Source organism: Paenibacillus sp. J22FR21 (genome assembly GCF_056269135.1).
On sequence record NZ_JBWDNJ010000007.1, the window covers coordinates 1 to 26,245 of the forward strand.

Consider the following 26,245-nt stretch of genomic DNA (forward strand, 5'->3'; position numbering starts at 1 on the left):
CAGGTTGATAGGTTCGAGGTGGAAGTGCAGCAATGCATGCAGCTGACGAATACTAATCGGTCGAGGGCTTATCCTACGAACATCTGCTCGGATGTTCAACTTCGGACAACAATCAGCTAATGAAAACCTTCGCAAAGGTTCGTATCCAGTTTTCAAGGCGTAAGCTTTGAACAAGGTTCCTGAATAACACTGTTCCCTGATAGCTCAGTTGGTAGAGCACTCGACTGTTAATCGAGTTGTCACAGGTTCGAGTCCTGTTCGGGGAGCCATCATGCTCTCATAGCTCAGTCGGCAGAGTGCATCCATGGTAAGGATGAGGTCACCGGTTCGATTCCGGTTGAGAGCTCCAGTGATTTTTTGCAAGATGGCCCGTTGGTCAAGTGGTTAAGACACCTCCCTTTCACGGAGGTAACAGGGGTTCGAGTCCCCTACGGGTCACCATTTTTTCTCTCTATCTCGGAGGCTTAGCTCAGCTGGGAGAGCATCTGCCTTACAAGCAGAGGGTCGGCGGTTCGATCCCGTCAGCCTCCACCAGTATACTGGGGATTAGCCAAGCGGTAAGGCAACGGACTTTGACTCCGTCATCCCTAGGTTCGAATCCTAGATCCCCAGCCATTTTAGTTTGAGTCATTAGCTCAGTTGGTAGAGCACCTGACTTTTAATCAGGGTGTCGTAGGTTCGAATCCTACATGACTCACCATTTTCACCTATTGAGAATGGAATTGGATATGCGCGCGTATGGCGGAATTGGCAGACGCACCAGACTTAGGATCTGGCGGGCGACCGTGGGGGTTCAAGTCCCTCTACGCGCATAACAAACAGAAGACCCTCGTTGAGGGTCTTTTTGTGTATAACTCTGTAGATAACTATCGCATAATCGGTGAAACACTTGCTATGACTGCATTACTTATCCACAATTTCGCCGAATGTTGTGACAATTTGCACGATAATAAACGGTTCTTCACAGAGTTGTGCATGGTGTGGGGATATAATTTCAATGGGCTCACGCTAACACTTGACGGATCTAGTGAGAATGATTATCATGATATAGTACAATAATGAGAAATATTATCAGAGCAGGACGGTTTGTTCTGCAAGGAGCTGTAAATAGATGAATTCATTCATGACTTCCAAACTCAATATCGGCTATGAGGAACGCCTTATTGTCGAGAATCTAAATATAATCATCCCTAAAGGTAAAATCACTGCGCTTGTGGGAGCCAACGGATCTGGTAAATCGACGATTCTGAAGACGATGGCTCGATTGATGTCCCCTTCTGCAGGAACGGTGCTCCTGGACGGCAAATCGGTGCATAAACAATCCACGAAGGAAGTGGCGAAGCAGCTTGCAATCCTGCCCCAGAATCCAACGGCTCCGGATGGACTGACAGTGGCTGAGCTTGTCTCTTACGGGCGTTTCCCTTATCAGAAGGGTTTTGGCTCGCTCAGCAAGGAAGACCGATCTGTCATCCAGTGGGCAGTTGAGAAGACGGGGATGACGGAATTCGCCGATCGACCAATTGACCGTCTATCTGGCGGTCAGCGTCAACGTGCGTGGATTGCGATGGCACTGGCTCAGCAGACAGATATGCTATTCCTTGATGAGCCTACAACATTTCTTGATATGACGCATCAGCTTGAAGTATTGGAGCTCTTGCAGCATTTGAATGAAACGGCTGGCAGAACCATTGTTATGGTCGTTCACGACTTGAATCATGCTTCGCGGTACGCCCACCATATGATTGCCATCAAGAGCGGTAATGTGGTTGGGGAAGGTACACCGGTTGCCGTTATGAACAAGGATGTCCTCCGTGAAGTGTTCAGCATCGAAGCGGATATCATTCTGGATCCTCGATCTGGCGTACCGCTGTGTTTACCGTATGCACTGGCTCGTACAGGAGCTCCTGCGGCGGTTCAACAAGAGATTCCACAGCCGCTCAGTATGTCGGTATAGCAGCTGTGAGAGCAGCGTCATAAGCGCGATACATCGCTGGTCATAGCAGTATGGCCGGCGATTGCAAAGGAATCATATTTTTTTTAATTAAAGGGTTGCTTTTCATAATTCAGCATGATATATTATTACTTGTCGCGCTTGAGATAAAGCGACTGCCACTATGCGGAAGTGGCTCAGCGGTAGAGCATCGCCTTGCCAAGGCGAGGGTCGCGGGTTCGATTCCCGTCTTCCGCTCCATTAGTGCCCTTAGCTCAGCTGGATAGAGCGTTTGACTACGAATCAAAAGGCCGGGAGTTCGAATCTCTCAGGGCACGCCATTCTTTAATTGCAGCATTACATAACGGGATGTAGCTCAGCTTGGTAGAGCACCTGGTTTGGGACCAGGGGGTCGCATGTTCAAATCGTGTCATCCCGACCATCTTCTTCTGCGGGTGTAGTTCAATGGTAGAACTTTAGCCTTCCAAGCTAATAGCGTGGGTTCGATTCCCATCACCCGCTCCATACAATTGATAATCAAAGCCTTGGTACTCCAAGGCTTTTTATTTTTATATAGTTTCACCCTTATTCTTCCATGCAGGAAAAAGCTTCAACCGACTGTTAATTTGTAGTATGATGGTTAAAGTTAAAAACCGACAATACGGGTTAAATGGGCTTATGTTGATGATTTTAAGACCTGAAATCTGAGAGTAAGTCGTATAAATACACATGGCAAGTAGAATTCATGCGTTAAATCCGAAGATTTGATTACGAGTGTTTTTGCTCCGTTACACACAAAGACTATGCTTACGAGGTGGTTTTGCATCATGCGAAACCTGGAGGAGGATTAGGGAATGTCGGAACATGCTGGAACGACTGTCACAAGCACAAGGCCGCAATCAAACAATTTACTTCGCCGAGACGTTCGGTTCTTGGGGAACATTCTTGGGGATGTACTTGTCCACCAAGGCGGTCACGAGCTGCTGGAGAATGTAGAGAAAATCCGTGAGATGAGTAAAGCGCTGCGTGCGCAATTCCTGCCGGAGCTGTATGAAGAATTCACTGCAGTTATTGATGCTTTGAATCCGGAGACGCGTCATCAGGTTATTCGTGCGTTTGCGATTTATTTTCAACTCGTTAATATTGCGGAACAGAATCACCGTATTCGCCGTAAACGCGATTACGAGCGTTCTGCCGGAGAAACGGTACAGCCAGGATCGATCGAGAGCGCCATTCAAGTGCTTAAAGATCAAGGAATTGATGTAGACAATGTTAGAAGCATTATTGAAGATATTTCACTTGAGCTCGTAATGACGGCTCATCCAACAGAAGCTACTCGCCGCGCCGTGCTTGATATTCATCAGCGCATTGCAGCGGATGTCGTGGAGCTGGACAATCCAACGCTGACTTACCGTGAGCGTGAGAAATTACGTGAGAAGCTGCTTAATGAAGTACTGACGTTGTGGCAAACGGACGAGCTTCGCGATCGTAAACCTACGGTTATCGATGAAGTTCGTAATGGCATGTACTATTTTGACGAGACCTTGTTCGAAGTGCTTCCAAGTGTTTATGAAGAGCTTGAGCGCTGCTTGGACAAGTACTACCCAGAAGAGCGCTGGCATGTGCCTACGTATCTCCGCTTTGGTTCGTGGATCGGCGGCGACCGTGACGGTAACCCTTCGGTAACGGCAAAAGTAACTTGGGAGACTTTAACGCTGCAGCGCGGACTTGTACTGGAAAAGTATGAGGAGCTGCTGAAAGAAGTTATGAGTCAGCTCAGCTTCAGCACGAATATCATTGAGGTTTCACAAGAATTGCTGGATTCGATTAAGAGTGATCGCGAGAAGATCGACACGCGCAGTGTGGATCTATGGCGTAACGATAAAGAACCTTACCGGGTTAAGCTCGGCTATATGCTGGAGAAGCTCGCTAATACATCGAAAGATGCACTTAAAGGCTCGGTTAAGCGCTATAACAGCGCGGATGAGCTGAAAGCGGATCTGTGTATCATCGATAGAAGCTTGCGTAATCATTTTGCTGATTATGTTGCGGATACGCACATTCGTAAACTGATTCGCCAAGTTGAATTGTTTGGCTTTCATCTTGCTGCACTGGACGTTCGTCAGCACAGTAAAGAGCATGAGAATGCGATGACTGAAGTGCTTGCGAACATGAATATCGTGAATAATTATGCGTCATTAACAGAAGACGAGAAGATCGAGCTGCTGCATAAGTTGCTGAACGATCCGCGTCCGCTGACTTCGCCGCATTTTGAATATTCCGATAGCACTCGCGAGTGCTTGGATGTTTATCATACGATTTATCGTGCGCAAGCAGAATTCGGTGTGAACTGTATCTCCAGCTACCTGATCAGCATGACGCAGGGCGCGAGCGATATGCTTGAAGTAATGGTGTTTGCCAAAGAAGTCGGTTTGTTCCGTAAGGAATCAAACGGCAACGTTCGCTGCACGCTGCAGGCAGTACCTCTATTCGAAACAATCGACGATTTGCATGCGGCACCTGGCATTATGGAGCAGCTGTTTGCACTGCCGATCTACCGACAAGCTGTTGAAGCGCGCGGAAATCTGCATGAAATCATGCTCGGATACTCCGACAGCAACAAAGACGGCGGCGTGGTTACGGCGAACTGGGAGCTGCGCGTAGCGCTTAATGCGATTACAAGTGCAGCGAAGAAATTCGACGTGAAGCTGAAGTTCTTCCACGGTCGTGGCGGAGCGCTCGGACGCGGCGGTATGCCGCTGAACCGCAGTATTCTTGCACAGCCTCCACATACGGTTGGAGGCGGTATTAAGATTACGGAGCAAGGGGAAGTACTGTCGTCCCGTTACTCGATGAAGGGCATTGCTTACCGCAGCTTGGAGCAAGCGACTTGGGCGCTGGTTACCGCTTCCCGTTTGGCGAAGTATCCGGAACAAGAAGCCGGAGCAACTGCAGAGTGGGAAGAGATCGCACGCGGCATCTCGGAGACGGCGCTCACGAAGTATCAGGATCTGATTTTCCGTGATCCGGATTTCATGACGTTCTTCAAGGAGTCGACACCTCTTCCGGAGGTTGGCGAGCTGAATATCGGTTCCCGTCCGGCCAAACGTAAAGGCAGCGACCGTTTCGAGGATCTGCGCGCTATTCCGTGGGTATTCGCTTGGACGCAAAGCCGCTACTTGCTGCCTGCATGGTATGCAGCCGGAACGGCACTGCAAGGGTATGTCGCAGGTGACGAGAAGCGTATGAACACGCTGCGCGTCATGTACGAGAAATTCCCGTTCTTCACCACATTAATTGACAACTTGCAAATGGCGCTTGCGAAAGCCGACCTGCAAATTGCCAAAGAATATGCCTGCATGATTTCAGACACGACGATCCGGGACCGCATCTTCACTCAAATCGAGGAAGAGTATGCCATGACATCTTCGTTCATTCTGCAAATCACAGGCCAAGCGGATATTCTGGATAACGTACCTGTTATCCAAGAGTCGATCCGTCTGCGTAACCCGTACGTAGATCCGCTGAGCTACATGCAAGTGCAGCTTCTGAAGGAACTGCGCGAGAAACGTGCCAACGGCGAAGCCGATGATCCGGAGCTGCTGCGTGAAGTGCTGCTCACAATCAACGGAATAGCGGCAGGACTTCGCAACACGGGCTGATGCACGACCATTGGTTTGGGTGACCGGTAGGTCACACAGCATTGGTCGACGACCATTGGTTTGGGTGACCGGTAGGTCACACAGCATTGGTCGACGATCATGGTTTGCACTAGCCTTCGGCTTGGGCAGCATTGGTCGAGATGTTTGTCCCCGAAGGGGGACAGTAGCATCCCTTTATCATATCGTGCATAACATTCATAAAAGGGGCTGGACGCCCGGACAGCTGTTGTCCGCCCGGGGTCCGGCTTTTTTTCGTTGTTATCCGGTCATCTGGTAAGGGAGGCGGCTGCGCATGAAGCGGGATCCGTTGTATTGGTTGTCCTTACTCTGCGTACTGATGGGGGCTGCGAGCTATGGGCTGCTGCCGGTTATTATTAAGAAGGCGTATGAGGACGGCTTTACGCAGGGGCAAGTGACCGTTCATCAGACGGGCATTGCGATGGTGTTGTTATGGCTGATTGCACTGGTACGGTGGAAGCGGTGGCAGAATCCTCTTCGAGGATCGTGGCTGAAGCTTGTTCTAATCGGTACATGCGGACTCGCGATGACGACGATTCTATATAATGCGGCGCTGCAGCGCTTGGACGCATCGCTCGCGATAGTATTGCTTTTTCAGTTTACATGGATTACCATCTTGCTAGACAGCATTCAGAAACGGACATGGCCCGGCAAGCTGCGTTTGCTTGCGATTGTTATCGTTATGATGGGTACCGTGCTTGCCGCCCAGCTGCCGGAGAACGGGCTGACCAAGGTGAGCGTCACCGGTGTGCTGGCAGGATTCTTGTCCGCCGTGTCTTATAGCTTGTTTATTTGGTGGACGGGGCAGCTTGAGGGGCAACAGGATACGGTTATACGCTCCGCTGTCATGGTCAGTGCGGGTTTTATACTCATTACGCTTCTCTATGGCTCTGGGGCCTTCCCAGCAGGTCGAGAAGCAGCACTGGTTGGCTGGGGATTGCTGCTTGGTACATTGGCCCAAGTCGTACCCACATTGCTGTTTAATATCGGGATTCCCCGCATTGGCAGCAGCATATCTGCCTTGCTCGGCGCTGTAGAGCTGCCGGTAGTGATCTTGACGGCATGGGCTATCCTTGGAGAGCCGCTCAGCTTAGGGCGGGTAGTTGGTATCTTGCTTATTGTAGCAGGGATCGGAATAGCCGAATTGTCGACCGGTAAACGGAAGGGGAACTCGGCGCGTTTGGAGGAGAAGCATTGAAATCAGTTGAGGCGAGATTAGCCAAGTTAGCTTTGAAAGGCGACCAACGGGCTTTTGCAGAGCTCGTGGAGCTTTATCAGGACAAGCTTTATCATATGTCATACCGAATGCTGTACAACCGCCAGGAAGCGGAGGATGTCGTACAGGATGTCTTCCTGCGTGTATACAAGAATCTAGAGCGTTACGATGACACGATGAAATTCTCAACCTGGATTTATCGGATCGCCACGAATTTATGTATCGACCGATTGCGCAAGAGGAAGCCGGTGTATTCCTTAGATGCGGAATCAGGTGAACACGAGGGTCTTGATGGTTACGCCATGATCCCAAGTGATAACCGTACGCCGGAGAGCGAGATGCTGTTATCGGATACGCAGCGAATCATTCATCAAGCCATTGAGACGCTGCCGGCTAAGTATAAGTCGGTTATGGTGCTTCGCTACTTAGAGGAGCTGTCCTTGCAGGAAATCGGGGATGTGCTTGATATGCCGGTAACGACAGTGAAAACCCGTGTCCATCGCGGACGGGAGTTCCTTCGTAAGAAACTGGAGCATAAGCTGTAGGCAGAAGCGGATGAAGCCGGCTGTTAAATTCTGGTCAAGCGCGGATATTCAAAAAAAGTGAAACATCGCCGCCTTGCACACGTAACGTATATTACTGTAACTAATGAAGAAAGGAATGGCTGCTATGAATTGCAACGTCGCCGTCATGCTGATGCATGATTATTTGGATGATGAGCTGCCTCACGATGATCTGGCTGAATTGAAACTTCATATAGATTCCTGTGAATCATGCCGCGTAAGGCTTGAGCAACTGGAACGGACGGAAGCGCTGACACATTCGATGATGGACACTCGCGTCACGATTTCGCCGCACCAATCCGCGCAGCTCACGAGTCGCATTATGGGCTCGCTGCCCGTGAAACGCCGTAGAATCGGTTTTGCCAACTGGATTCGGAATCATCCCGCCGTGTCGGTTGCCGCCGTATTTGCCCTTGTAATGTTCTCCAGCTTCCTCGCTATGTGGCAGCAGGATAACGATCTCACCGTACGCGGTGCGGATCTCGCACAGGTTATTATTGAAGGAGATACCGTTACTGTACCGGAAGGCGCCCATGTGAAGGGAGACCTTACGGTTGAGAACGGCAAAGCAAACGTACTTGGCGATGTAGAAGGCGATGTAACCGTGATTTCAGGTAAGTTGTATCAAGCCTCTACCGCACATATATCCGGAGAAGTGAAGCAGATTGACCAGGCGCTGGACTGGTTTTGGTACAAAGTTACGCATTCCATCAGCAGTTTGGCCTATTGATTTATGACTGCCTCCTCTTGCGGGAGGTTTTTTTGTGAAAAAAAAAGGATTTGCATCCCCGGTTCTAGAAAATAATAAAGTTAGAAATCCGATAAAAGAATTAAAATGCCCAGGCATTTGGTCTTTGGGGGTTGGCAGATGAACTATTTTGCAGATTTGACTTGGAAAGAATGGATCAAAGATCTTATTGATATTTCCGTTGTTAGCTACATTATCTATAAATTGATTCTGCTTGTCCGAGGAACAAGAGCAGTTCAGCTGTTGAAGGGGATCATTGTCCTGGTTGCGACATGGGCCATCAGCACCTGGTTCAATTTGTATACGCTCAAGTGGCTTATGAATCAAATGTTTACGTTCGGGGTCGTTACGATTCTGATTATTTTTCAGCCGGAGCTTCGCAGAGCGCTGGAGCAGCTTGGACGGGGCAGTCTGTTTAGCCGGTCCTCTGTAGTGGAGCGGGATATTAGTGATCGGATCGGAGAGATCATTAAGTCGCTTAATTATATGGCCAAACGCAAAATCGGCGCATTGATCGTCTTTGAACGCAATACCGGGTTATCCGACTACATCGAATCCGGAATCCAAATGGAATCCATCGTGAGCTCGGAGCTGCTTATTAATATCTTCATCCCGAATACGCCGCTTCATGATGGAGCCGTTATTATTCGAGGTAGTCAAATTATGGCGGCGGGCTGCTATTTGCCGCTGTCGGAGAACCCTTTTATCAGCAAGGAATTAGGGACAAGGCATCGTGCCGCAATCGGCGTGACCGAGGTGTGCGATGCCGTGTCGATCGTCGTCTCGGAGGAAACGGGTCAGATTTCACTTGCAGTCGGCGGGATGATCGTTCGCGACATTAAAGAAGAATCATTGATCTCGAAGCTGTTCGAGGAGCTGAACCCGAACTCCAAGGCGCGTGAGCGTCAAGGTGCGAAGAAACCTTTCTGGAAACGGAAAGGAGGCAATCAGCATGGATAAATGGTTAAGCCATCCGACGGCGATTAAGATCCTCTCGCTGATGATCGGAATCCTGATGTGGGCCGTTGTGCATTTCGATTCGGAGAAAACGCCCAATACGGTGGCTAATCTGACGGAAACACAGGAAATTGATGCGGTTCAGGTCACGCCGATTGGAATGGATGATAAGAATTATGCGCTTCGGCTGCTTGATCCGGAAGTCGTTCATTTGACGGTACAGGGCTCGAAGTCGGATTTTCTGATCGCTTCACGCAACAATGATTATCAAGTCACGGTCGATCTCAGCCAAGCAACGGAAGGACGAAAGGTGCTTCCGGTTAAGGTGAATTTGCCGCGCGGACTGGAGCTCATTGAAGTGCGACCAAGTAACGTGACGGTCGTATTAGAACGTATCGTTACGAAAGAATATGAAGTTACGGTTAAGACCGACGGTATTCCGGGTAAAGGGTACAAGATCGGTCAACCTGTTGTGAAGCCGAACAACCGCGTGCATGTGACACTGCCGAAGGATCAGATGGATTTGGTCGCATCAGTCGGAGGAACGGTATCGGTTGAAGGTGAAGAAGAGACGGTTAACGATAAGAAGATGAAGCTTATAGCTTACGATAAGGAAGGCAATGAGCTCACGGACGCAGTCATCAACCCGAGTGTGGTCGAAGTGGAAATTCCGATAACAAAGCCGTTTAAGAAGCTGCCGCTGCAGATTGGATTTACCGGAAAGCTTACGGACGGTTACGCGATTGCCTCCTTTAAACAGAGTGTGGAACAGATTACGGTATACGGACCTCAGGACGTGCTGGACAAGTATGATTATTATGACGGCATTACAATTGACTTGTCGAAGCTGACAGAATCAGGTACGATGGAGCTCGATGTTCCACAAATAGAAGGAATTGCCACAGTAGATCCGCTGACAGTCAAGTTCGAGTATTTGATTGTACCTGCCGAGACTAGAGTAATGTCACATTTGCCGGTGAAGATGATTGGTCTGTCGGAGGGCTTGAACGCCAAAGTGACGATGCCGCCAAACGGCATGGTTGATGCGATCGTGAAAGGGGCCTCGAACGTTCTGGCTCAGCTGCAGTCCAAGGATGTTCAGCTCATCGCAGACTTAAGCGGATTGGGGCCAGGCAGCCATGATGTTCCGCTTGAGGTACATCTGCCGCGGTTCGTCGATCAAGCACCAAATGCGCCGATAACGATTACGGTGGAGATAACAGACAGTACGGAGACGATTACCGATCCTGGCGGCGGGGGAGACTCCGGAGGAGATCCGGCGACGAACACGCCTGATTCCGAGGCAGTGAACGGCGGAGAAAATGCGATAACCGGAGATGAATCTGCCGGCGAGACTAAAGGTAATAGTGGCGGCGCAACGAATTCGAATGCAAACTCCAACACAGGAGCATCGGTGCCGTAGCGTGGTCAATGTTGAATGATGCCTATTTGAGAATAGATAAAGGGGATTTCAGTATAATGGGAAAATATTTCGGAACAGACGGTGTACGCGGTGTAGCAAACCGCGAGCTCACGCCTGAGCTTGCTTATAAAATCGGTCGCTGCGGCGGCTACGTTCTTGCCGGTCAGGCTGAGAAGCCGAAGGTTGTTATCGGGCTCGATACCCGTATTTCAGGTCCAATGCTGGAGGCATCGCTGATTGCGGGTCTGCTGTCCATTGGGGCAAGCGTTGTACGAATCGGGGTTGTATCGACTCCTGCAGTGGCTTACTTAACACGTGTGCTGGGTGCGGATGCGGGTGTCATGATCTCCGCTTCGCATAACCCGGTTGAAGATAACGGCATTAAATTCTTTGGCGGAGACGGCTATAAGCTCTCCGACGATACAGAGCTTGAAATCGAGCGTTTGATGGATGCGGAAGTGGATGAACTGCCGCGTCCGGAAGGCGGAGATATCGGTACGGTTACGGTGGATGATACGGCAAAACGCCAATTTATCGACTTCTTGAAGACGACGGTTACGCATTCTTTCACAGGGTTAAAGATCGTGCTCGACTGTGCGAACGGTTCCGCGCATTCCATTGCGCCTACTGTGTTCCGTGAGCTTGGTGCAGAAATCATTACGGTCGGCGCTGAGCCGAACGGCCTGAACATCAATGATGGCGTAGGTTCGACGCATCCGGAATATCTGCGTGAAGAAGTGCTGAAGCATGGCGCGGATTTCGGACTTTCCTTCGACGGTGACGCGGATCGGTTGATCGCGATTGACGAGAAAGGCGAAGAAGTCGATGGCGATTACATTCTGTGCATCTGCGGTGATGCCATGAAGCGGGCCGGCAAGCTGAAGAACGATACGGTCGTAACGACAGTTATGAGCAATATCGGTTTCTTCAAGGCTGCTGGCAAAATCGGTCTGAACACGGCACAAACGGCGGTCGGTGACCGTTACGTGATGGAAGAGATGCGCCGCGGCGGATTTAACTTGGGCGGCGAGCAGTCCGGTCATGTTATTTTCCTCGATTACAATACGACCGGTGACGGTATTCTCACTGCCTTGCAGTTGACGGACACGCTCGTTGGTTCCGGCAAGAAACTTAGCGAACAGCGAACATTGATGCGCAAATATCCGCAAGTGCTGATCAACGTGCGCGTTGCAGATAAGAGCACCTACAAGGATAATCCGGCGATTGCCGCGGTTATCGCTGAAGTGGAACAGGAGCTTGGCGACAACGGCCGCGTGCTTGTGCGTCCTTCGGGCACAGAGTCACTTATCCGCGTTATGGCAGAAGGTCCGGATAAAGAGCAAGTTGAGGCTTACGTAGCTCGTATCGTAGACACGGTGCGCGCAGAGCTTGGTGCAGAGTAGTAAATTGAGGCATTATCGTTCATAACTATTGGTGATCGGGCAACCCTAGACATACGCAGTTACTGCGAACGTCTGGGGTTGCTTTTTGCAAGGAATGGGATCATGCGAAGTAAGATAGGCTGTTGGATAATATGTGCGTTTTGTAAACGGTTACCTCAATTATTAGTTGCACCTCAGCATAAAAATGAATATAGTAGGAGAAGTATCATTCAGGAAGCGAAAGTGAGGATAGAGGTTGTAAGCATCGCAAAGCGCCAGAGCTTGCAAGGGTTTATACAACTGCTGCACGGTCCATTCGGAAATGGCCATGCAGGTAGTCGGGTGTATAAAGCGGCAAGCTGACGAGGTGGAGGTGTTCGGAATGTTCGGCGGGGACCTCCCGGTATTGCATTTAACCGTAAGCCGATACTCAAATAGACCGGGCGACCGGGCTGACAAAGGGTCGGTAAAATGCTCCATAGGATTTGTGAAGCACCTGCGGCAACGGAAGCCGGAGTGTGTCGATTTGAGATTGTAGATGTACACGGCAGTGGCAGCAACCCACAGAGGGGCTGTCTCTATTGCGTTGTGTTTTCGGACTTATTTCTTGTTATTTTTCAAAACGCACGGATGGTGCGCTTTCTTTCTTATTGTCTTTTTTTGATATTTCGAACCTTAGCAGGGACGATGCCGGCGAACGGAGGCGGCTTTGTGCCGACCCATTCTGTATTCATGGCAACCGTTGAAGCGGGGTAAACTACCCAATACGGAGGTCTATTCATATGTGTGGAATTGTAGGATATATTGGTAAACGGGATTCGCAGGATATTTTGATCGAGGGCTTGAAGAAGCTGGAATATCGCGGTTATGACTCGGCGGGTATTGCTGTTTTCACGAAGAACGGTCTTGAAGTGCGCAAGTCGATCGGTCGCCTTGCAAACCTGGAGCAGAAGTTAGACGGACAGCCGCTTGAAGGCTCCGTTGGTATCGGTCATACGCGCTGGGCTACGCATGGCAAACCGTCGGATGCTAACTCCCATCCGCATACAGACAACTCGCGTAAGTTCTCTGTCGTGCACAACGGCATCATCGAGAACTATCTGGATTTGAAGGATGAGCTGATCGCCAAAGGCTGCAAGTTCGTATCCGAAACGGACACAGAGGTTATTTCCCACCTGGTTGCCGATGAGTACGATGGCGATATCGTGAAGGCGGTACAACGTGCGGTTAAACGGATGCGCGGTGCTTTTGCACTTGGCGTATTGACCGAATATGAACCAGAACGTCTGGTTGCTGTACGTTTCGCTAGCCCGCTCGTTATCGGCGTTGGCGAAGGCGAGAACTTCATCGGATCGGATATCCCGGCTATTCTGGAGCATACGCGTAATGTGTACATTCTGAATGACGGAGAAATGGCGATTTTGACGAAAAACGGTGTCGAATTGATGACGACTGAAGGCGAATTTATTTCCAAGGAAATATTCCATGTCGATTGGGACCTGGTAACGGCGGAGAAAGCCGGATTCGATCACTTCATGCTGAAAGAAATATATGAGCAGCCAAAAGCTTACCGCGACACGATGATGGGCCGTATTTCGGATGATGGCCGTTCCGTGGAATTGAACGAAATCGGCATGACTGCAGACGAGATTCGTGCGATCCGTAAGATCCATATCGTAGCTTGCGGTACGGCGATGCACGCTGGTTTGGTTGGTAAAACCGTTCTTGAGAGCCTGGCTCGCATTCCGGTTGAAACGGATGTGGCGTCGGAGTATCGTTACCGTTCCCCAATCATTACGCCTGACACGCTTGTTATCGTAGTTAGCCAATCTGGTGAGACAGCTGATACATTGGCTGCCCTGCGTGAAGCTAAACGCTGCGGTGCACGCGTCTTGGCGATTACGAATGTCGTAGGCAGCTCGGTTTCCCGCGAAGCGGATGATGTGATCATCACGCAAGCAGGACCTGAGATTGCGGTTGCTTCGACGAAAGCTTACACATCTCAATTGATCGCGTTCTACCTGCTCGGTCTGTTCTTGGCGGAAACGCTCGGTACGAAGGACAGCGCGTTTATCGCTGAAGTAGTTACGGCGATGCACCAGCTGCCTGAGCAAGTGGAAAGCATTCTGGATAACGCGCCTGTACTGAAGCAAGTGGCAGAGAACCTTTCCAAGCACAACAACTTGTTCTTCATCGGCCGCGGCGTTGACTTTGCAGTGGCGCAAGAAGGCTCGCTGAAGCTGAAAGAAATCTCCTACATTCACTCCGAGGCTTATGCAGCGGGTGAGCTGAAGCACGGTACGCTTGCTCTGATCGAAGAAGGCATTCCGGTGATCTCGCTGATCACGCAAGAAGATCTGTACGAGAAAACACTTAGCAACATTAAAGAAGTGAAAGCTCGCGGCGCGCATGTGCTTGGCGTGATCAATGAAGGTTTGGAAGTAGAAGTGGCGAAGTCGGTTGATGAGCTCTTCGCGATTCCGAAGACGCTGCCTCTTCTCTCGCCGGCATTGTCGGTTGTTCCACTGCAGTTGATCGCGTACTATGCGTCGCTGGCACGTGGTAATGATGTGGATAAACCGCGTAACTTGGCGAAGAGCGTTACGGTGGAGTAGTGTTTAGCAGTAAGGTGACAACAATTACAGACTAATATAAAGGGCAACCAGAGGAGCATCACTCTGGTTGCCTTTTTTAATGGGGTCAAGTTTATGGCGGACTCTAAAAGTCAGCTTCTAATTTCTACAAAGTAATTTTACCGGCAGCCGTCACCGCCTCGTCAATCGTAAAGCAGGGCTTCATCCGGAAGGGCCGGGATCGAGTTCAGAAACTATGTTTAAGGTGGTACCGTTTGGTCTAGGTTTTAAAGATACGAGTCCGCCGACTACAGAAGTAATGAAGCGATCCCGTGCGGTAATGATGCGAGTACATCGGTTTATGAAAGCCAAGGACTGCTTTTGTTGTAATATACAATACAAATAAATAAAAAAAAATACATAACATATTGTCATCACCTTTTACATTTGTTATCATAATAACAACGCAATACAATTTATTACAAAACAATACAATTTTCGAGAGGATGATACTATGTTAAGTAAGTCGATACGATTAACAAAGGGGGACGTAATCGGTCTTCAGGAACTCATAAATCATGATCCTAGAATTGAAAAGGGAAAAAGTGAAGCGCTATATTATGCATTTAAAGATGCAGCTGCAAAGATTCCAGATTGGCGAGAAGTAGCAGCAACTAAATTTGAAGGTGATAACAATGTTGAACTTGATCCGAATGAATATTCAACTATTAGGACGTTTAATATTGAACAGGGGGATTTCAATGTAGTTGTGAAAAGCTTCAGGGATCAGTTAGATTTATCAAAGCCTAGAATTAGTTATATGACTAGGCTTTGTATTCTCGCCGCTAGAATGAGATTGAATGTGAATAAAACAACTGTACCCGTAGAAGTTATAAAGCTCAAGGTCGATGGCATTTCTCTAATTCGAAAGGTAGCCGAGTTATTAGAAAGTGATACCGAAGAAGCATGGGGGAAAATTACAGCTATCAAGAAAATTGTAGATGGAGGATTGGAGTGACAAATATAAATGAAGTGAGAGCTACCGTCCAATTGTTAGCAAAGCATGCCGATTATATTGCGTGGACAGAGTTTGGTGATAAAGGAAATTCTTGTTGCGGTCCATACAGATTGGATTCAGAGGATGAGATCAATAAAGATGCCCTCGCTTTAGCTGCGGTAAAAATGGTTGTACCGAAAGGGTCGTCAATTCACCACGATTTGACCAGATCTGTGGCCCGGGTTATTGGACTCAAGCGCGTTAAATATGACTGGCTAATTAAGCTTCTTGGAAGAATCGTTGCTGTGTCTGGTTCTTTTAATGCGTTTCTTGACATGCTTAAGCTTTCGATAGCAGTTAAAACTGCTATGTAACAACGTGGGCTAACCACAATAAGCAGTGTTGCTGAGGAAGTTTCTATGTCACCTCCAAGCATAGCCCCAATCTGAAGCCATTTCTGGAAGCGAGGAGACTTGATGTGGATAATAAAAGAGCAGAAATCACTTGCAATCGTTGTGGGAAAGCCAAGGAAGTTACTGATTATGGTTATGAGGACGACCAGTTTCATGAAATTGAGTTCGTATTCGGATATGGCAGCAAATTTGACACTGAGAGATGGAGCTTCAAGCTTTGTGAAGACTGTATCATAGAATATGTAAAGGCATTCAAGTACCAACCAACGAAGACAGCATATCTATAACATTAAGAAATTGTCATATCATGTGCGCAGCGAGACTATTGAATGCGGGGATGACTATGAAAAAAGAACTAGAAGAACACTTGGCGAATCAATTTTTTTTCATGAAAAGAGGAGAAAGTTATGAAGAACAGGAGGAAAGTGGCCAAATACACGATTTATTTGGTGCTTACGGATGTGAAGTTGGCAACGGGTGGTATGAGGTGCTCCGCGGACTTTGCACTGAAGTCAAAAAGTCATACGAAAGCGCGGGGTTGCCTGTAGACATTGTTGTTGATCGGGTAAAGGAAAAGTTCGGGAAGTTACGTTTCGATTACCATCTGATAGATAGTGGTATTAAAGCCGTTGATCCCTTTGATGATGGCGGTCTTCAGGCAAAATCCAAGCGTTCCGAGCTTCATCGGGATGTTAAGAATATTGTACGAAAATGGGAAGATGCATCAATGGCGGTATGCGAATCTTGCGGTGGTGCCGGCGTGTTGCGAAGGGATTTAAGGTGGGTACAGACCCTATGCGAACAGTGCTATTCACCACGGAAACAAAAAATCGACGAGTTGCGATCGAGAAAGGAGTAAAGTAATGGACAAAGTAAATGAAGAAGAAGTAGAAGTACAAGTTGATCAGGAGGCATTTGACTATTTTTATGATGAAGCCTTGTGTAACCTAAGTGAAGAGGATAAAGGTGAAGTGTTCGACGGCTTTGATGACTAATTAGGTTAGAGAGCCAAAGGATAGTCTAATACTATTTTTCTTTTAGATGATCACACTTAAGGGCCTGGGAGAGAATTCCCAGGTCCTTGTTGTATGCTGCGCTTATTTTTCGGAGTTGTTCCTAGTTTAAAATACTAGCAATATTGAACGATTAGCTAGTTTATACGAACTACAATTCGGTAACTCTAGTAGTACTACCAAAATGTCATGAGAGGAGCGCTAACTATTGAAATGTATCAATTGCAATTCGATAGATATCGGAAAGATTGGTCCTCATCAATATTTCTGTTGGAATTGTTGTATCGAAATGAGTCTCGTCGGTGAGAAGCTAGATGTGTATCAGGTAGAAAAGGATGGATCGCTTAGTTCATTGAATGATTTGTTCACGGCAGAAGAGGTTATTAATCCTGAAAATACAGAAACTCAGGATAAGATCGTTTTGTAGCGGAAGTATCCCCCAATCAGTTTGCTTGGTATCACGGCTTGCAACAAGCAGAATGAAGCTGTCGAACCGCTGCCTGTAAAAGCTACTTACACGGGTTATATCACCCAAAAAACCTCTGATCCAATTCTTGTAGCATCAGAAACAAAAATGACCGGTAGCGAGATGTATGGGGCCATATGGCTGGGGCCTCCGATATGTACTGCACATTTAAGGGCCTGGGAGAGCAGCATTCCCGGGTCTTTTTTTGTAATTTAGAAGACGATACTAACTTATTCGTAAAACAGCCCCGGCGAGAGGAGGGCTCGTGCAGAAGACCTACCCTTGGGGCGACGAGCTCGAGCCCGGCGGCGAGCACCGCTGCAACATCTGGCAGGGGACGTTCCCCCCACTTAAACGAGGCGGCCGACGGATACGCGGGAACCGCGCCAGTTCATACCTACGAGCCTGCGCGACAAGCGTTGAACCGGGCGCCTGTCTAGGCACATGCTCAAGAGTCCGACTAGAACTTCATGTTATAACGCCTATAAGTAAACCTAATAAGCCGCATAAATACTAACGTTCCAATAACAAACATTAATTTCCCTCATCAACTGCCATTATTGTGGAATCCGGAACGTCGAGGGTTTGAATGTGTTGTATGATTTGATCTTGTCTAACGACCAATCTTCTTCTATAATAAATCGTGTATGATACATTAAAGGGTCGGTGATCACTGTGAAAAAGGGTTTAAGCCGATATGTGCTTACCGATGAGATTTATGCTTTGCTCAAGAGACAGATTATGAATCACGAAATCCCTCCTGGCGAGAAGATCAATATTGATCAATTGGCTCGCGAGCTGGAGGTCAGTAATATCCCAATTCGAGAAGCGCTGTCCCGATTAACAGCTGAAGGATTAGTTCACATGGTGCCTTTCAAAGGCATGTACGCGACTGAGATGACGCTGCAAGAGTTGGATGAAATTTTTGAAATTCGAATGAACCTGGAAACGCTTGCTCTATCTAAAGCAGCACCTCTCATCCCCGACAACAGAATTAGAGATATCGTCCGGGACATGGAAGAATGGTCTACTAACAAGCCAACGGAAAACGAAGAGAAGCTTCAGCGGATTGCGGAAATGAATCGGAACCTTCACGGTTTACTTTTGCAATACTGCGATAACGAAACGCTAAAAAATCTAATCAACATGTATATTGAGCGCATACATAGATATTTATCGTTTATCCATAAAGAGATGGAGCTTCAAGTCATTGAAGAAGAGTGGGCGGAGCACATGCTTGTCGTCAATGCTTTGGTTTCCCGCGATTTTGATGGTGCAGCAAACCACCTTCTTCAGCATTTGAAAAACTCGCATATACGTACGAGAAACTTCTTCCTATAATTTTTTTTTTTTTTGAAATAAATCATACATGATTAATGATTAATTATTGTTGGGCGATTAGACGAGTTAGTGGGGAAAACGGCTATCGTGACCCGGAGAGGTCCACTCCTCAATTCGGTTTCATTACGGGCGTAACTCTTCCAGTAGATGGGGGAGCGTCACTCGGTTACTAATAGTTTCATACTTTCATATCCAATGAATGGAGCGGTTACAAATGAAAATTACGAATGTAGAAACGTTTGTCCTGCACGTACCGATCACACCTCCGATTACTGATGCCATTAACGTCGCGACGCATTGGGGCTTAGCTGGTGTCCGCATCTATACGGATGAAGGCTTTATCGGTTATGGATATACGGGAACTTGCGCCCATGGCGACGATATGATCGCCGATACAATTGAAAAGTATTACAAACCTCTATTAATCGGTAAAGATCCGTATATGGTAAAAGAGCTGTGGGACGAGATGCGCTTTGGTAAAATGCACTGGATTGGCAGAGCTGGAGTTACGCACATGGCACTCGCGGCGGTGGACATTGCGCTGTGGGACATTATGGCAAAAGCATCGAATAAGCCGCTCTGGCAACTGCTTGGCGGAGCGAAGTCCAAGCCGATTAAAGCGTACAACACGAACGGCGGATGGCTCAATTGGTCGAAAGAGCGCCTGCTGAAGGATGTGGCAGCGATCGTCGAGTCGGGCTTTACGGGTGTCAAAATTAAGGTCGGAAAGCAGGATCCGCGCGAAGATTACGACCGCTGTAAAGCGGTTCGCAAGTTAATCGGTGACGACATTATATTTATGATCGACGTCAACCAACAATGGAACATCAATACAGCGATGACGTGGGGCAAGAAGCTTGAAGAATTCGACCTGTTCTGGCTCGAGGAGCCGCTCAATCCGGACGACATCATGGGTCATAAGAAGTTGGCCGATGAACTGAACGTACCGATTGCGCTTGGCGAGCATGTTTATAACAAATACGCCTTCCGCGATTATATTCATCAAGGTGCCGTAGAATACTGCCAAGTAGATGTGACGCGCGTAGCCGGAATTACCGAGTGGCTGCAGGTTGCGGGACTGGCTGCATCTTACGATGTACCGATCTGTCCGCATGTCGGGGATATGGGTCAAATCCATCAGCATCTCGTTGCCTCCACTCAGAATGCGATAATGCTGGAGTATATCCCTTGGATTCGTCACATCTTTGAAGAGCCGGCTACCGTCAAGGAAGGATTCTACGTGCTGCCTGAAATGCCAGGTGCTTCAACGACTATATTGCCGATGTTCTTTGATGAATACCGTGTAAGGTAAAACGAAAGAAAAATGGATGAGTTCCCGATGGCTTCCTTCATCGGGAACTTTCCTAGATGGAAAGAACCCGAACAATGGGAAATTGTTCCGGGTTCTTTTAGTTACCTAATGGTCTTATTCAGCTTTTTCTGATCTTCCGGCAGCTTTGCGAACTTCTCGCGGTACATGTCCAGCACGCGCTGGTAGCCCATTCTGCCAAGCTCTTCTTGAAACGAGTTCCAGTCGCTATCCATGTTCAGCTCGCCCGTGACGAACTTGATCAGCTTCCCCGTTATCAATTTGTCTAGCGGGGTCATAATCTTCGTAATCGTGTTTAGCTCATCCTGCTTGAACGGAACAGCCGGCCCATCGAAGAATCCGATCCGGCTTGCGTTTTCGTTATAGGACTGCTGCGCTTCGAGCCCCAGTGCTCCCCAGCTTCGCTTATACTCCGCATCTTGATCGTAGGGCACCCATATACCGGTTCGGCCGTCGATACCTGGCTGCTGCGGCGGAACTGTCCCCGTCGGGTTCAATTTCGTTTGAATCTTGGACGTATACGTACGCTCCCCGTTAGCCCAAACGAACGTATCTCCTTCGATCCCCCAATTGACAAGCTCCATCATTTCAGCCGAATATTGAGCATCAAGCAAGCGGATCAATTCGTCGATATGTTTGGATTTAGCGTTGATCGCGATGACCCACGTTCCCTGCGTATTCGGGTACTGAACTTTCTCGAGTGCTTGAAGGCCGGTATCGGTAATGAAAGGGAGGACTGCTTTCAAGTTAAAGAAGGAATCTTGTTTTTTTCCTTTTTCCTGCCACCCGTCCATCTCTATAAAATAATCGTTAAATATAGCGAATGTTTTGCCCGATGTAATGTTTTCGAAATACTGCGACTCCGCGGTCGTTGCAAAATCGGGATCAATCAGCTTCGCCTCGTAAAACTTCCTGGCAAGCTCGACCGCCTTCTTGTAGTTGCTCTCCACAGGTCCGAACTTATAACTCAAATCTTCGTTATTGAAGTAAATGCCGTAATGCGTGTGATAGGCCATGAAGAAGCTTTCCAAGAGCCGGTTCGGCCCCCACCGATTCGAAATCGGCTTCGAATCCGGATACATGTTCTTGAGCTGCTTGAGCGAATCGTATAACTCATCGAACGTCTTCGGTAGCAGCATTCCGTTGCGATAGAAGATATCCGCACGCAGCATATAGCCGACCGGCATTTGCCCATACGTGTTGAAGCCGTCAATCCCATACAGCTTGCCATCCTCGGTGACGATGCTGCGGTAGATTTGCGGGTACTTGCTTATCCAGCGCTGCAAATTCGGCATCCGATCCAAGTAGGGCTGTAGATCGAGCAACATCCCTTGCGGACCGAACCGCTGCACCATTTCTTTGTCGATGATGAAGATATCCGGTTTCTCTCCGGACGAGGCCAGCAGCTGCTTGATGCGTTTGATATAATCGTTCACCGGAAACTGAATCCAATCGAACTTCAACTGCGTAAGCCGCTCGTACTCGAGGTCGATCATCGTATTTCGTTCCCTAGCGAAGGAAGGGACGGCCGCTTTAATTACGATCGGCGGCTCAGCTTGCTTGCCTTCAGCCTTCTTATCGAATACGACGAACAGACAAGCAGCTGCAAGCAGAAGTATCGCGGTCAGTAAGGGTACTAGGATGATTGTTCGATGTCTGTACAGCATATATCTCATCACCTCTCTGCTGCTGCTTGCTGATGCAGCGCTTGGTTGCCCTTGCGGTACTCGTTAGGCGTCACGGCTTCGAGCTTCTTGAACATGCGAATAAAGGCGTTCGCATTATTGAAGCCAACCTGTTTGCCGATGTCATTTACCGTAAGCGCCGAGCCAACCAAGAGTTTCTTCGCTTTATCGATTCTTAGTCCATTAATGTAGTCGGTAAACGTAACGCCTAGCTGCTTCTTGAAATATTGCGAAACATAGTTGGCATTCATGCTGAAACGATCGGCAATCATCGTCAAATTGGCCTCCGGCAAATGCTGCGCAATATAATCCAGCATCCCATTAATCGTCTTCGACGATTGGAGCTGGTTCTGGATATGAACGGATAGCGCGCGATAGATATCTCGGCATAAGGACTCCATGATCCGGGGATCTTGAACGGTGCCGATGTAAGGGATGACTTCGTCGGCAGGCATGTCAAATAAAGATTGATCGTCTATGCCGCGAACATAGACGATCTCGACCGCGAGATAGACCAGATCGCTCGCCAGCTGTTTGAGCGATTTAAACGGCATGTCCTGATTGTGCGCCTCCCCAAGCAGCTGTTCCAACAAATGAGCGGCGCCTTCCACATTTCCGTGATCCAAATGCTTGTATAGCATTTCTTTCTTGTCTGCCGCGAGATAAGCGCTAGCTCTGCCGCCTCGGGATTCATCCGCGTCCGTAAATAGGACGCCCTCTTTATTCACGCTTCGCAAATCCAAGACAGCACAAGCTTCTTTATAGGCCTTCGAGGTTTGCTCTAATTGATGAAATATCGGGCTGATGCCTACAGCTAGATTTACGCTTACAGGCTGATCCTCTAGGAATGCCGCGAATAAATCGCCTAACCGCTGAACACACGCATGTATGTCCTCCGCGTTATGTTCCTGTAAGAAGAGAATGCTCTCATGCTCTGAAATATCAAGCGCAGGTTTGTTGAAGTCGGCTAAACGCCGTTTCAAATCTGCAGGTGACCGCTCGCTCCAAGCGGAGAAGCCGACTCTGACGACCGCAAGGGCGAAGCAGTCCCCGCCCCGAAAAAAATCGTATTTCTGCTGCAGGCGGTCAATGTCTGCCTGATCAATCTGCTGATTCAGCGCACGGTAAAGCAAGATTTGCAGGAGCGAGGGCATGCTTTCCTGATGAAACTGCTGCAATGACGTCATATTTTCTTTTATATAATCGTATTCTGATCCGCCATGCTCGAAAGGGGACATTGCAAAGCGTTTCATCTGAATGACGATCTCCGCCAGCGGCGAATAGATGCCCCGCGTGAATACGGCCGAAATGAACGTCCCGATCAGCATGAACAAGACCATTACACCGATGGTCCAATATAGAAAATGGTTCGTTGGGCCGGTCAGCATGTGCTCCGGAGTCACGATCAGGAATCCAAGATTACTCCAGGTCGAATGTTGAAAAGACAGCATGTACCGTTCACTGCCGATTTTCACGGTCGATTCGGTGCTGCCGTCGGTCGCATTCAAGCGGAGTGACTTTGCATCGAACGTTTCGCCAAGCTTTTTGCGGTCTGTTGTGCTAATAAATCGGTTATGAAGCGTATCGACGAGGTAAATATCTCCCTTTTTCGTAATGTTCATGTCGTCGATCAATCGATAGATTTTTTGTTCGTCTATATTAATGGCCATGTAGCTGCGCGCATGAGCAAGGCTTTCGATGTTGAGAAGAAGCGGAACGATGCTCTTATATCGTTTCTCTCCGGAGTCGCCGCTCTGCGTCGTTACGTCGGTAGCGGGGAAGATGGAAGAATCGCTGCCACTCTCGGGCGCGTTGTTCCAGAAGGCTTGCGGGTAGTCCTTGTAGCGATAATGACGATTGAAATAAAAAGTCGGATCGTATGATCCGGAACCGGCCAGTACAGTATTAAGGTTCTGGAAATAGATAAAGGCATCATCGACTACATCATCGCTAATATACAGACCGTACAGCTTATTGCTCAATTCGTAAGAGGCGGAGCTATAGTTCTTTTGCGATTTGTCCGTCATGGCAACCAGATTGAGAAAATCGGTATCGGAGGCAATGCTATAGCCTTTGTCTTTAAGCTTGTTGAACAAGCCATCAAGCGACGAGGAGACAGCGCGCAAATAGTTCCGGTTCGATTCTTTCGCGTCGCCGATCATCCGGTAGTTCGAATAAACAGCTATCGTGGCGGACGAAACCATCAGCAGCACAGTCAGCACAAAAAAGCGCAGGAAAATGCTAACCAACGTCTTCTTCTTCATGCTAGCCGTCGCTTTGCGCGGAATCGACTTCAACAGTTGTATCATGATTTCCTCCTAGGACGAATAAAGGACAGACATGTAGGTCTCACCTTACATGATAAGAACGGATAGCGTCAAGAAGCTTATTTCGCCTAAGGTACCTAACAAAAGTTATATGGCCGAATCTAACATTTTGATGATGATCTAACATCTTTTAAATTGCGGTTGAAAACGGTTTCTCCTATCGTTAGGTCAGACAGCGGACGTTCGAAATGAACGATAACGGGTCTAAGCATAAAGAAGGAGGAATCGCGTCGTGAATCAGACGGCATCTGCGAAAGGCATAATGAAAGCGCGTTCCGGCACAAGCGGGCCAAACCGATTTTTGAGTGAATGCATGCAGCAAAAATATTTGTACCTCATGGTACTCCCCGGCTTTTTGATCGTGCTGGTGTTTGCCTACTTTCCAATGTACGGCGTGCTTGTAGCATTCAAAGATTACAACGTGGCAAAGGGAATATGGGGGAGCGAGTGGGTCGGTCTCAAATACTTTAAGCAATTTCTGGACAATCCAATGGCCTTGCGAACGATCAAAAACACGCTCATTCTCGGTGCGTACGGACTCGTATTCGGATTTCCCGCACCTATCATTCTAGCGCTGCTCCTTAATGAGATCAGGCATACGGCGTTAAAGAAGTTCGTGCAGACCGTCTCATATTTTCCGCACTTCATATCTACCGTCATTATCGTGGGGATGCTCAAAGAGTTTGCATCGCTCGATGGCTTGTTTAACCAGATTACGGGGCTATACGGCCTAGAACCAATTAACTTTATGACAGAATCGAAATACTTCCGCACGTTGTTCATCGGCTCGGGCATCTGGCAGGGGATTGGATGGGGAACCATTCTATACTTAGCCGCTCTCAGCAATGCGGATCCCACGCTTTACGATGTGGCATCGATCGATGGAGCAAATCGGTGGCAGAAGATCAGGAATATATCGATTCCGGCTATTATGCCTACGATTATCATTTTGTTCATTTTGTCCGTAGGTGGAATTCTAGGTACCGATTTCATGAAGGTGCTGCTCATGTACAACCCGAGTACTTACGAGAAGGCTGATGTAATCGATACCTATGTGTACAGATTAGGGATTGAAGGTGGACGATTCGAGTATGCGGCAGCCGTCGGATTGATGATATCGGCGGTATCCTTCCTATTCGTCCTCATTACGAATCGACTGTCACGCAAATACTCGGAAACGAGCTTATGGTAGGTGAATCGCATGGTATATAAATCAAGTTTGGGATCCCGTATTTTTGATGCGGTTAATATCGGACTCATGCTGTTGCTAGTGGTTGTAACAATATACCCGCTGCTCAATGTAATTTCGGTTTCCTTAAGTCACTCCGATTATATTTCGCTAGGGAAGGTAACATGGTTCCCAAGAGGGTTTAACACGATGGGATATAGCGTCATCTTCGAGAAGCCGATGCTCTACATCAGCTATCGCAATACGGTGCTTTACGCCGCGGCGGGTACACTGTTGACGCTGTTTCTGACATCGCTGATGGCGTATCCGCTCACGATTTCAAAATTTCAGCTCAAGAAAAGCATTACCGTATTTCTAGCCATTACGATGTTCTTCAGCGGGGGCATGATACCGACCTACTTGATCATCAAACAGCTGCATATGCTGAATACCTTCTGGGTTATGGTCGTGCCTGGCTGCATCAGCGCCTATAACGTTATTATTTTTCGGACATTCTTTCAAAATATTTCATCGGAGCTTCGGGAATCGGCTTATATCGACGGAGCGAATGACTTGGTCGTACTGTTCCGCATCTATTTGCCGCTGTCCAAGGCGCTGCTAGCCACCTTCGCCTTGTTCACTGTCGTGGCGCACTGGAATGTATGGTTTAATGCGCTGATTTATTTGAAGGACGAGAATCGGTATCCGCTGCAAATGTTCTTGCGCTCCATCATTTTCACGCAGCAGGAAGGGCAAAGCTCGCGTGTAAAGGAGATGATCCTGAACCGGCAGATCAATCCGAAAAACATCCAGATGGCGGCGATCGTCATCACCATGGCTCCGATTCTATGCATCTATCCGTTCGTGCAAAAGTATTTCGTCAAGGGCGTCATGGTAGGTTCTATCAAAGGGTAACGAGCTTCATCTCTGATTCTGTTGCATGCCCTATGAAGGGAGGTGAACGTTTCAACGAGCTTTGCGGCAGGGATAGAGAGTTGCATTTGCATTCCAATCCATTTCGTTCAACCTAGAG

20 protein-coding genes, 11 tRNA genes and 1 pseudogene are annotated in these 26,245 nt (G+C 48.3%); 30 read left to right on the plus strand and 2 right to left on the minus strand.

From position 1 onward, the window contains the following. Positions 1-193: 193 nt before the first annotated feature. The 28 genes and pseudogenes from AC0YNS_RS23235 to AC0YNS_RS23370 all read left to right on the plus strand — a co-directional run bounded on the left by AC0YNS_RS23235 (position 194) and on the right by AC0YNS_RS23370 (position 20,014). Positions 194-269: transfer RNA gene (locus tag AC0YNS_RS23235), tRNA-Asn, on the plus strand. 4 nt (positions 270-273) lie between these two features. Next, positions 274-349: transfer RNA gene (locus AC0YNS_RS23240), tRNA-Thr, on the plus strand. A gap of 17 nt (positions 350-366) precedes the next feature. After that, positions 367-441, plus strand: a tRNA-Glu gene (locus AC0YNS_RS23245). A gap of 17 nt (positions 442-458) precedes the next feature. Then, a tRNA-Val gene (locus tag AC0YNS_RS23250) sits at positions 459-534 on the plus strand. A gap of 6 nt (positions 535-540) precedes the next feature. After that, positions 541-615, plus strand: a tRNA-Gln gene (locus AC0YNS_RS23255). A 9-nt stretch (positions 616-624) separates the two neighbouring features. Next, positions 625-700: transfer RNA gene (locus tag AC0YNS_RS23260), tRNA-Lys, on the plus strand. Positions 701-732: 32 nt separating this feature from the next. Continuing rightward, a tRNA-Leu gene (locus AC0YNS_RS23265) sits at positions 733-812 on the plus strand. Between the two features lie 299 nt (positions 813-1,111). Further along, entirely contained in the window at positions 1,112-1,954 is an 843-nt protein-coding gene (locus AC0YNS_RS23270; protein ID WP_475783338.1) for an ABC transporter ATP-binding protein, read from the plus strand. A gap of 162 nt (positions 1,955-2,116) precedes the next feature. Further along, positions 2,117-2,191, plus strand: a tRNA-Gly gene (locus AC0YNS_RS23275). Positions 2,192-2,194: 3 nt separating this feature from the next. Further along, positions 2,195-2,271 (plus strand) — tRNA-Arg (locus tag AC0YNS_RS23280). A 24-nt stretch (positions 2,272-2,295) separates the two neighbouring features. Further along, positions 2,296-2,372 (plus strand) — tRNA-Pro (locus tag AC0YNS_RS23285). A 9-nt stretch (positions 2,373-2,381) separates the two neighbouring features. Then, positions 2,382-2,455: transfer RNA gene (locus tag AC0YNS_RS23290), tRNA-Gly, on the plus strand. Positions 2,456-2,784: 329 nt separating this feature from the next. Next, a complete protein-coding gene (gene ppc / locus AC0YNS_RS23295) occupies positions 2,785-5,592 on the plus strand; it encodes a phosphoenolpyruvate carboxylase (RefSeq protein WP_475783339.1) in 2,808 nt (935 codons plus the stop codon). Between the two features lie 292 nt (positions 5,593-5,884). After that, a complete protein-coding gene (locus AC0YNS_RS23300) occupies positions 5,885-6,808 on the plus strand; it encodes an EamA family transporter (RefSeq protein WP_475783340.1) in 924 nt (307 codons plus the stop codon). After that, positions 6,805-7,371: an RNA polymerase sigma factor SigW gene (sigW, locus tag AC0YNS_RS23305; protein ID WP_090986482.1), complete on the plus strand. Its 567-nt coding sequence runs from the start codon at positions 6,805-6,807 to the stop codon at positions 7,369-7,371. The genes AC0YNS_RS23300 and sigW overlap by 4 nt, the downstream gene beginning before the upstream one ends. A gap of 124 nt (positions 7,372-7,495) precedes the next feature. Then, on the plus strand, positions 7,496-8,119 hold the full coding sequence (locus tag AC0YNS_RS23310; protein ID WP_475783341.1) for an anti-sigma factor family protein: 624 nt from the start codon (positions 7,496-7,498) through the stop codon (positions 8,117-8,119). Positions 8,120-8,257: 138 nt separating this feature from the next. Beyond that, on the plus strand, positions 8,258-9,097 hold the full coding sequence (gene cdaA, locus AC0YNS_RS23315) for a diadenylate cyclase CdaA (protein ID WP_090986478.1): 840 nt from the start codon (positions 8,258-8,260) through the stop codon (positions 9,095-9,097). Continuing rightward, positions 9,090-10,517 carry a CdaR family protein gene (locus AC0YNS_RS23320; RefSeq protein WP_475783342.1) on the plus strand — a complete coding sequence of 476 codons (1,428 nt, stop codon included), beginning with the start codon at positions 9,090-9,092 and terminating at the stop codon, positions 10,515-10,517. The genes cdaA and AC0YNS_RS23320 overlap by 8 nt, the downstream gene beginning before the upstream one ends. 56 nt (positions 10,518-10,573) lie before the next feature. Then, the gene (gene glmM / locus AC0YNS_RS23325; RefSeq protein WP_475783343.1) at positions 10,574-11,920 is read left to right on the plus strand and encodes a phosphoglucosamine mutase; all 1,347 of its coding nucleotides are present in this window, start codon (positions 10,574-10,576) and stop codon (positions 11,918-11,920) included. A gap of 761 nt (positions 11,921-12,681) precedes the next feature. Then, positions 12,682-14,514 (plus strand): glutamine--fructose-6-phosphate transaminase (isomerizing), encoded by a 1,833-nt coding sequence (glmS, locus tag AC0YNS_RS23330; RefSeq protein WP_475783344.1) that lies wholly within the window; start codon positions 12,682-12,684, stop codon positions 14,512-14,514. A gap of 472 nt (positions 14,515-14,986) precedes the next feature. After that, positions 14,987-15,490 (plus strand): hypothetical protein, encoded by a 504-nt coding sequence (locus tag AC0YNS_RS23335; protein ID WP_475783345.1) that lies wholly within the window; start codon positions 14,987-14,989, stop codon positions 15,488-15,490. Further along, the gene (locus tag AC0YNS_RS23340; RefSeq protein WP_475783346.1) at positions 15,487-15,843 is read left to right on the plus strand and encodes a hypothetical protein; all 357 of its coding nucleotides are present in this window, start codon (positions 15,487-15,489) and stop codon (positions 15,841-15,843) included. Before AC0YNS_RS23335 ends, AC0YNS_RS23340 begins: the two co-directional genes overlap by 4 nt. Before the next feature lie 382 nt (positions 15,844-16,225). Beyond that, on the plus strand, positions 16,226-16,741 hold the full coding sequence (locus tag AC0YNS_RS23345; protein WP_475783347.1) for a hypothetical protein: 516 nt from the start codon (positions 16,226-16,228) through the stop codon (positions 16,739-16,741). 4 nt (positions 16,742-16,745) lie between these two features. After that, positions 16,746-16,877 carry a hypothetical protein gene (locus tag AC0YNS_RS23350; protein ID WP_475783348.1) on the plus strand — a complete coding sequence of 44 codons (132 nt, stop codon included), beginning with the start codon at positions 16,746-16,748 and terminating at the stop codon, positions 16,875-16,877. A gap of 226 nt (positions 16,878-17,103) precedes the next feature. Continuing rightward, positions 17,104-17,322, plus strand: coding sequence for a hypothetical protein (locus AC0YNS_RS23355; protein WP_475783349.1), 219 nt, complete (start codon positions 17,104-17,106; stop codon positions 17,320-17,322). Between the two features lie 292 nt (positions 17,323-17,614). Next, a pseudogene (locus AC0YNS_RS23360) lies at positions 17,615-17,768 on the plus strand (SUMF1/EgtB/PvdO family nonheme iron enzyme); the annotation flags it as partial. 268 nt (positions 17,769-18,036) lie between these two features. Then, a complete protein-coding gene (locus AC0YNS_RS23365) occupies positions 18,037-18,702 on the plus strand; it encodes a GntR family transcriptional regulator (RefSeq protein WP_475783350.1) in 666 nt (221 codons plus the stop codon). Positions 18,703-18,916: 214 nt separating this feature from the next. After that, positions 18,917-20,014, plus strand: a complete 1,098-nt coding sequence (locus AC0YNS_RS23370; protein ID WP_475783351.1) for a mandelate racemase/muconate lactonizing enzyme family protein — start codon at positions 18,917-18,919, stop codon at positions 20,012-20,014. 101 nt (positions 20,015-20,115) lie between these two features. On the opposite strand, the gene AC0YNS_RS23375 is transcribed toward AC0YNS_RS23370, so the two are convergent. Beyond that, complete coding sequence (locus AC0YNS_RS23375; protein WP_475783352.1) at positions 20,116-21,699, minus strand: extracellular solute-binding protein; 1,584 nt, start codon at positions 21,697-21,699, stop codon at positions 20,116-20,118. A gap of 8 nt (positions 21,700-21,707) precedes the next feature. Further along, the gene (locus tag AC0YNS_RS23380; RefSeq protein WP_475783353.1) at positions 21,708-24,026 is read right to left on the minus strand and encodes a helix-turn-helix domain-containing protein; all 2,319 of its coding nucleotides are present in this window, start codon (positions 24,024-24,026) and stop codon (positions 21,708-21,710) included. Positions 24,027-24,306: 280 nt separating this feature from the next. On the opposite strand from AC0YNS_RS23380, the gene AC0YNS_RS23385 reads away from it, so the two are divergent. Together AC0YNS_RS23385 and AC0YNS_RS23390 are read left to right on the plus strand one after the other, a co-directional pair. Beyond that, a complete protein-coding gene (locus AC0YNS_RS23385) occupies positions 24,307-25,236 on the plus strand; it encodes an ABC transporter permease (protein ID WP_475783629.1) in 930 nt (309 codons plus the stop codon). A 9-nt stretch (positions 25,237-25,245) separates the two neighbouring features. Then, on the plus strand, positions 25,246-26,127 hold the full coding sequence (locus tag AC0YNS_RS23390; protein WP_475783630.1) for a carbohydrate ABC transporter permease: 882 nt from the start codon (positions 25,246-25,248) through the stop codon (positions 26,125-26,127). Positions 26,128-26,245: the final 118 nt, after the last annotated feature.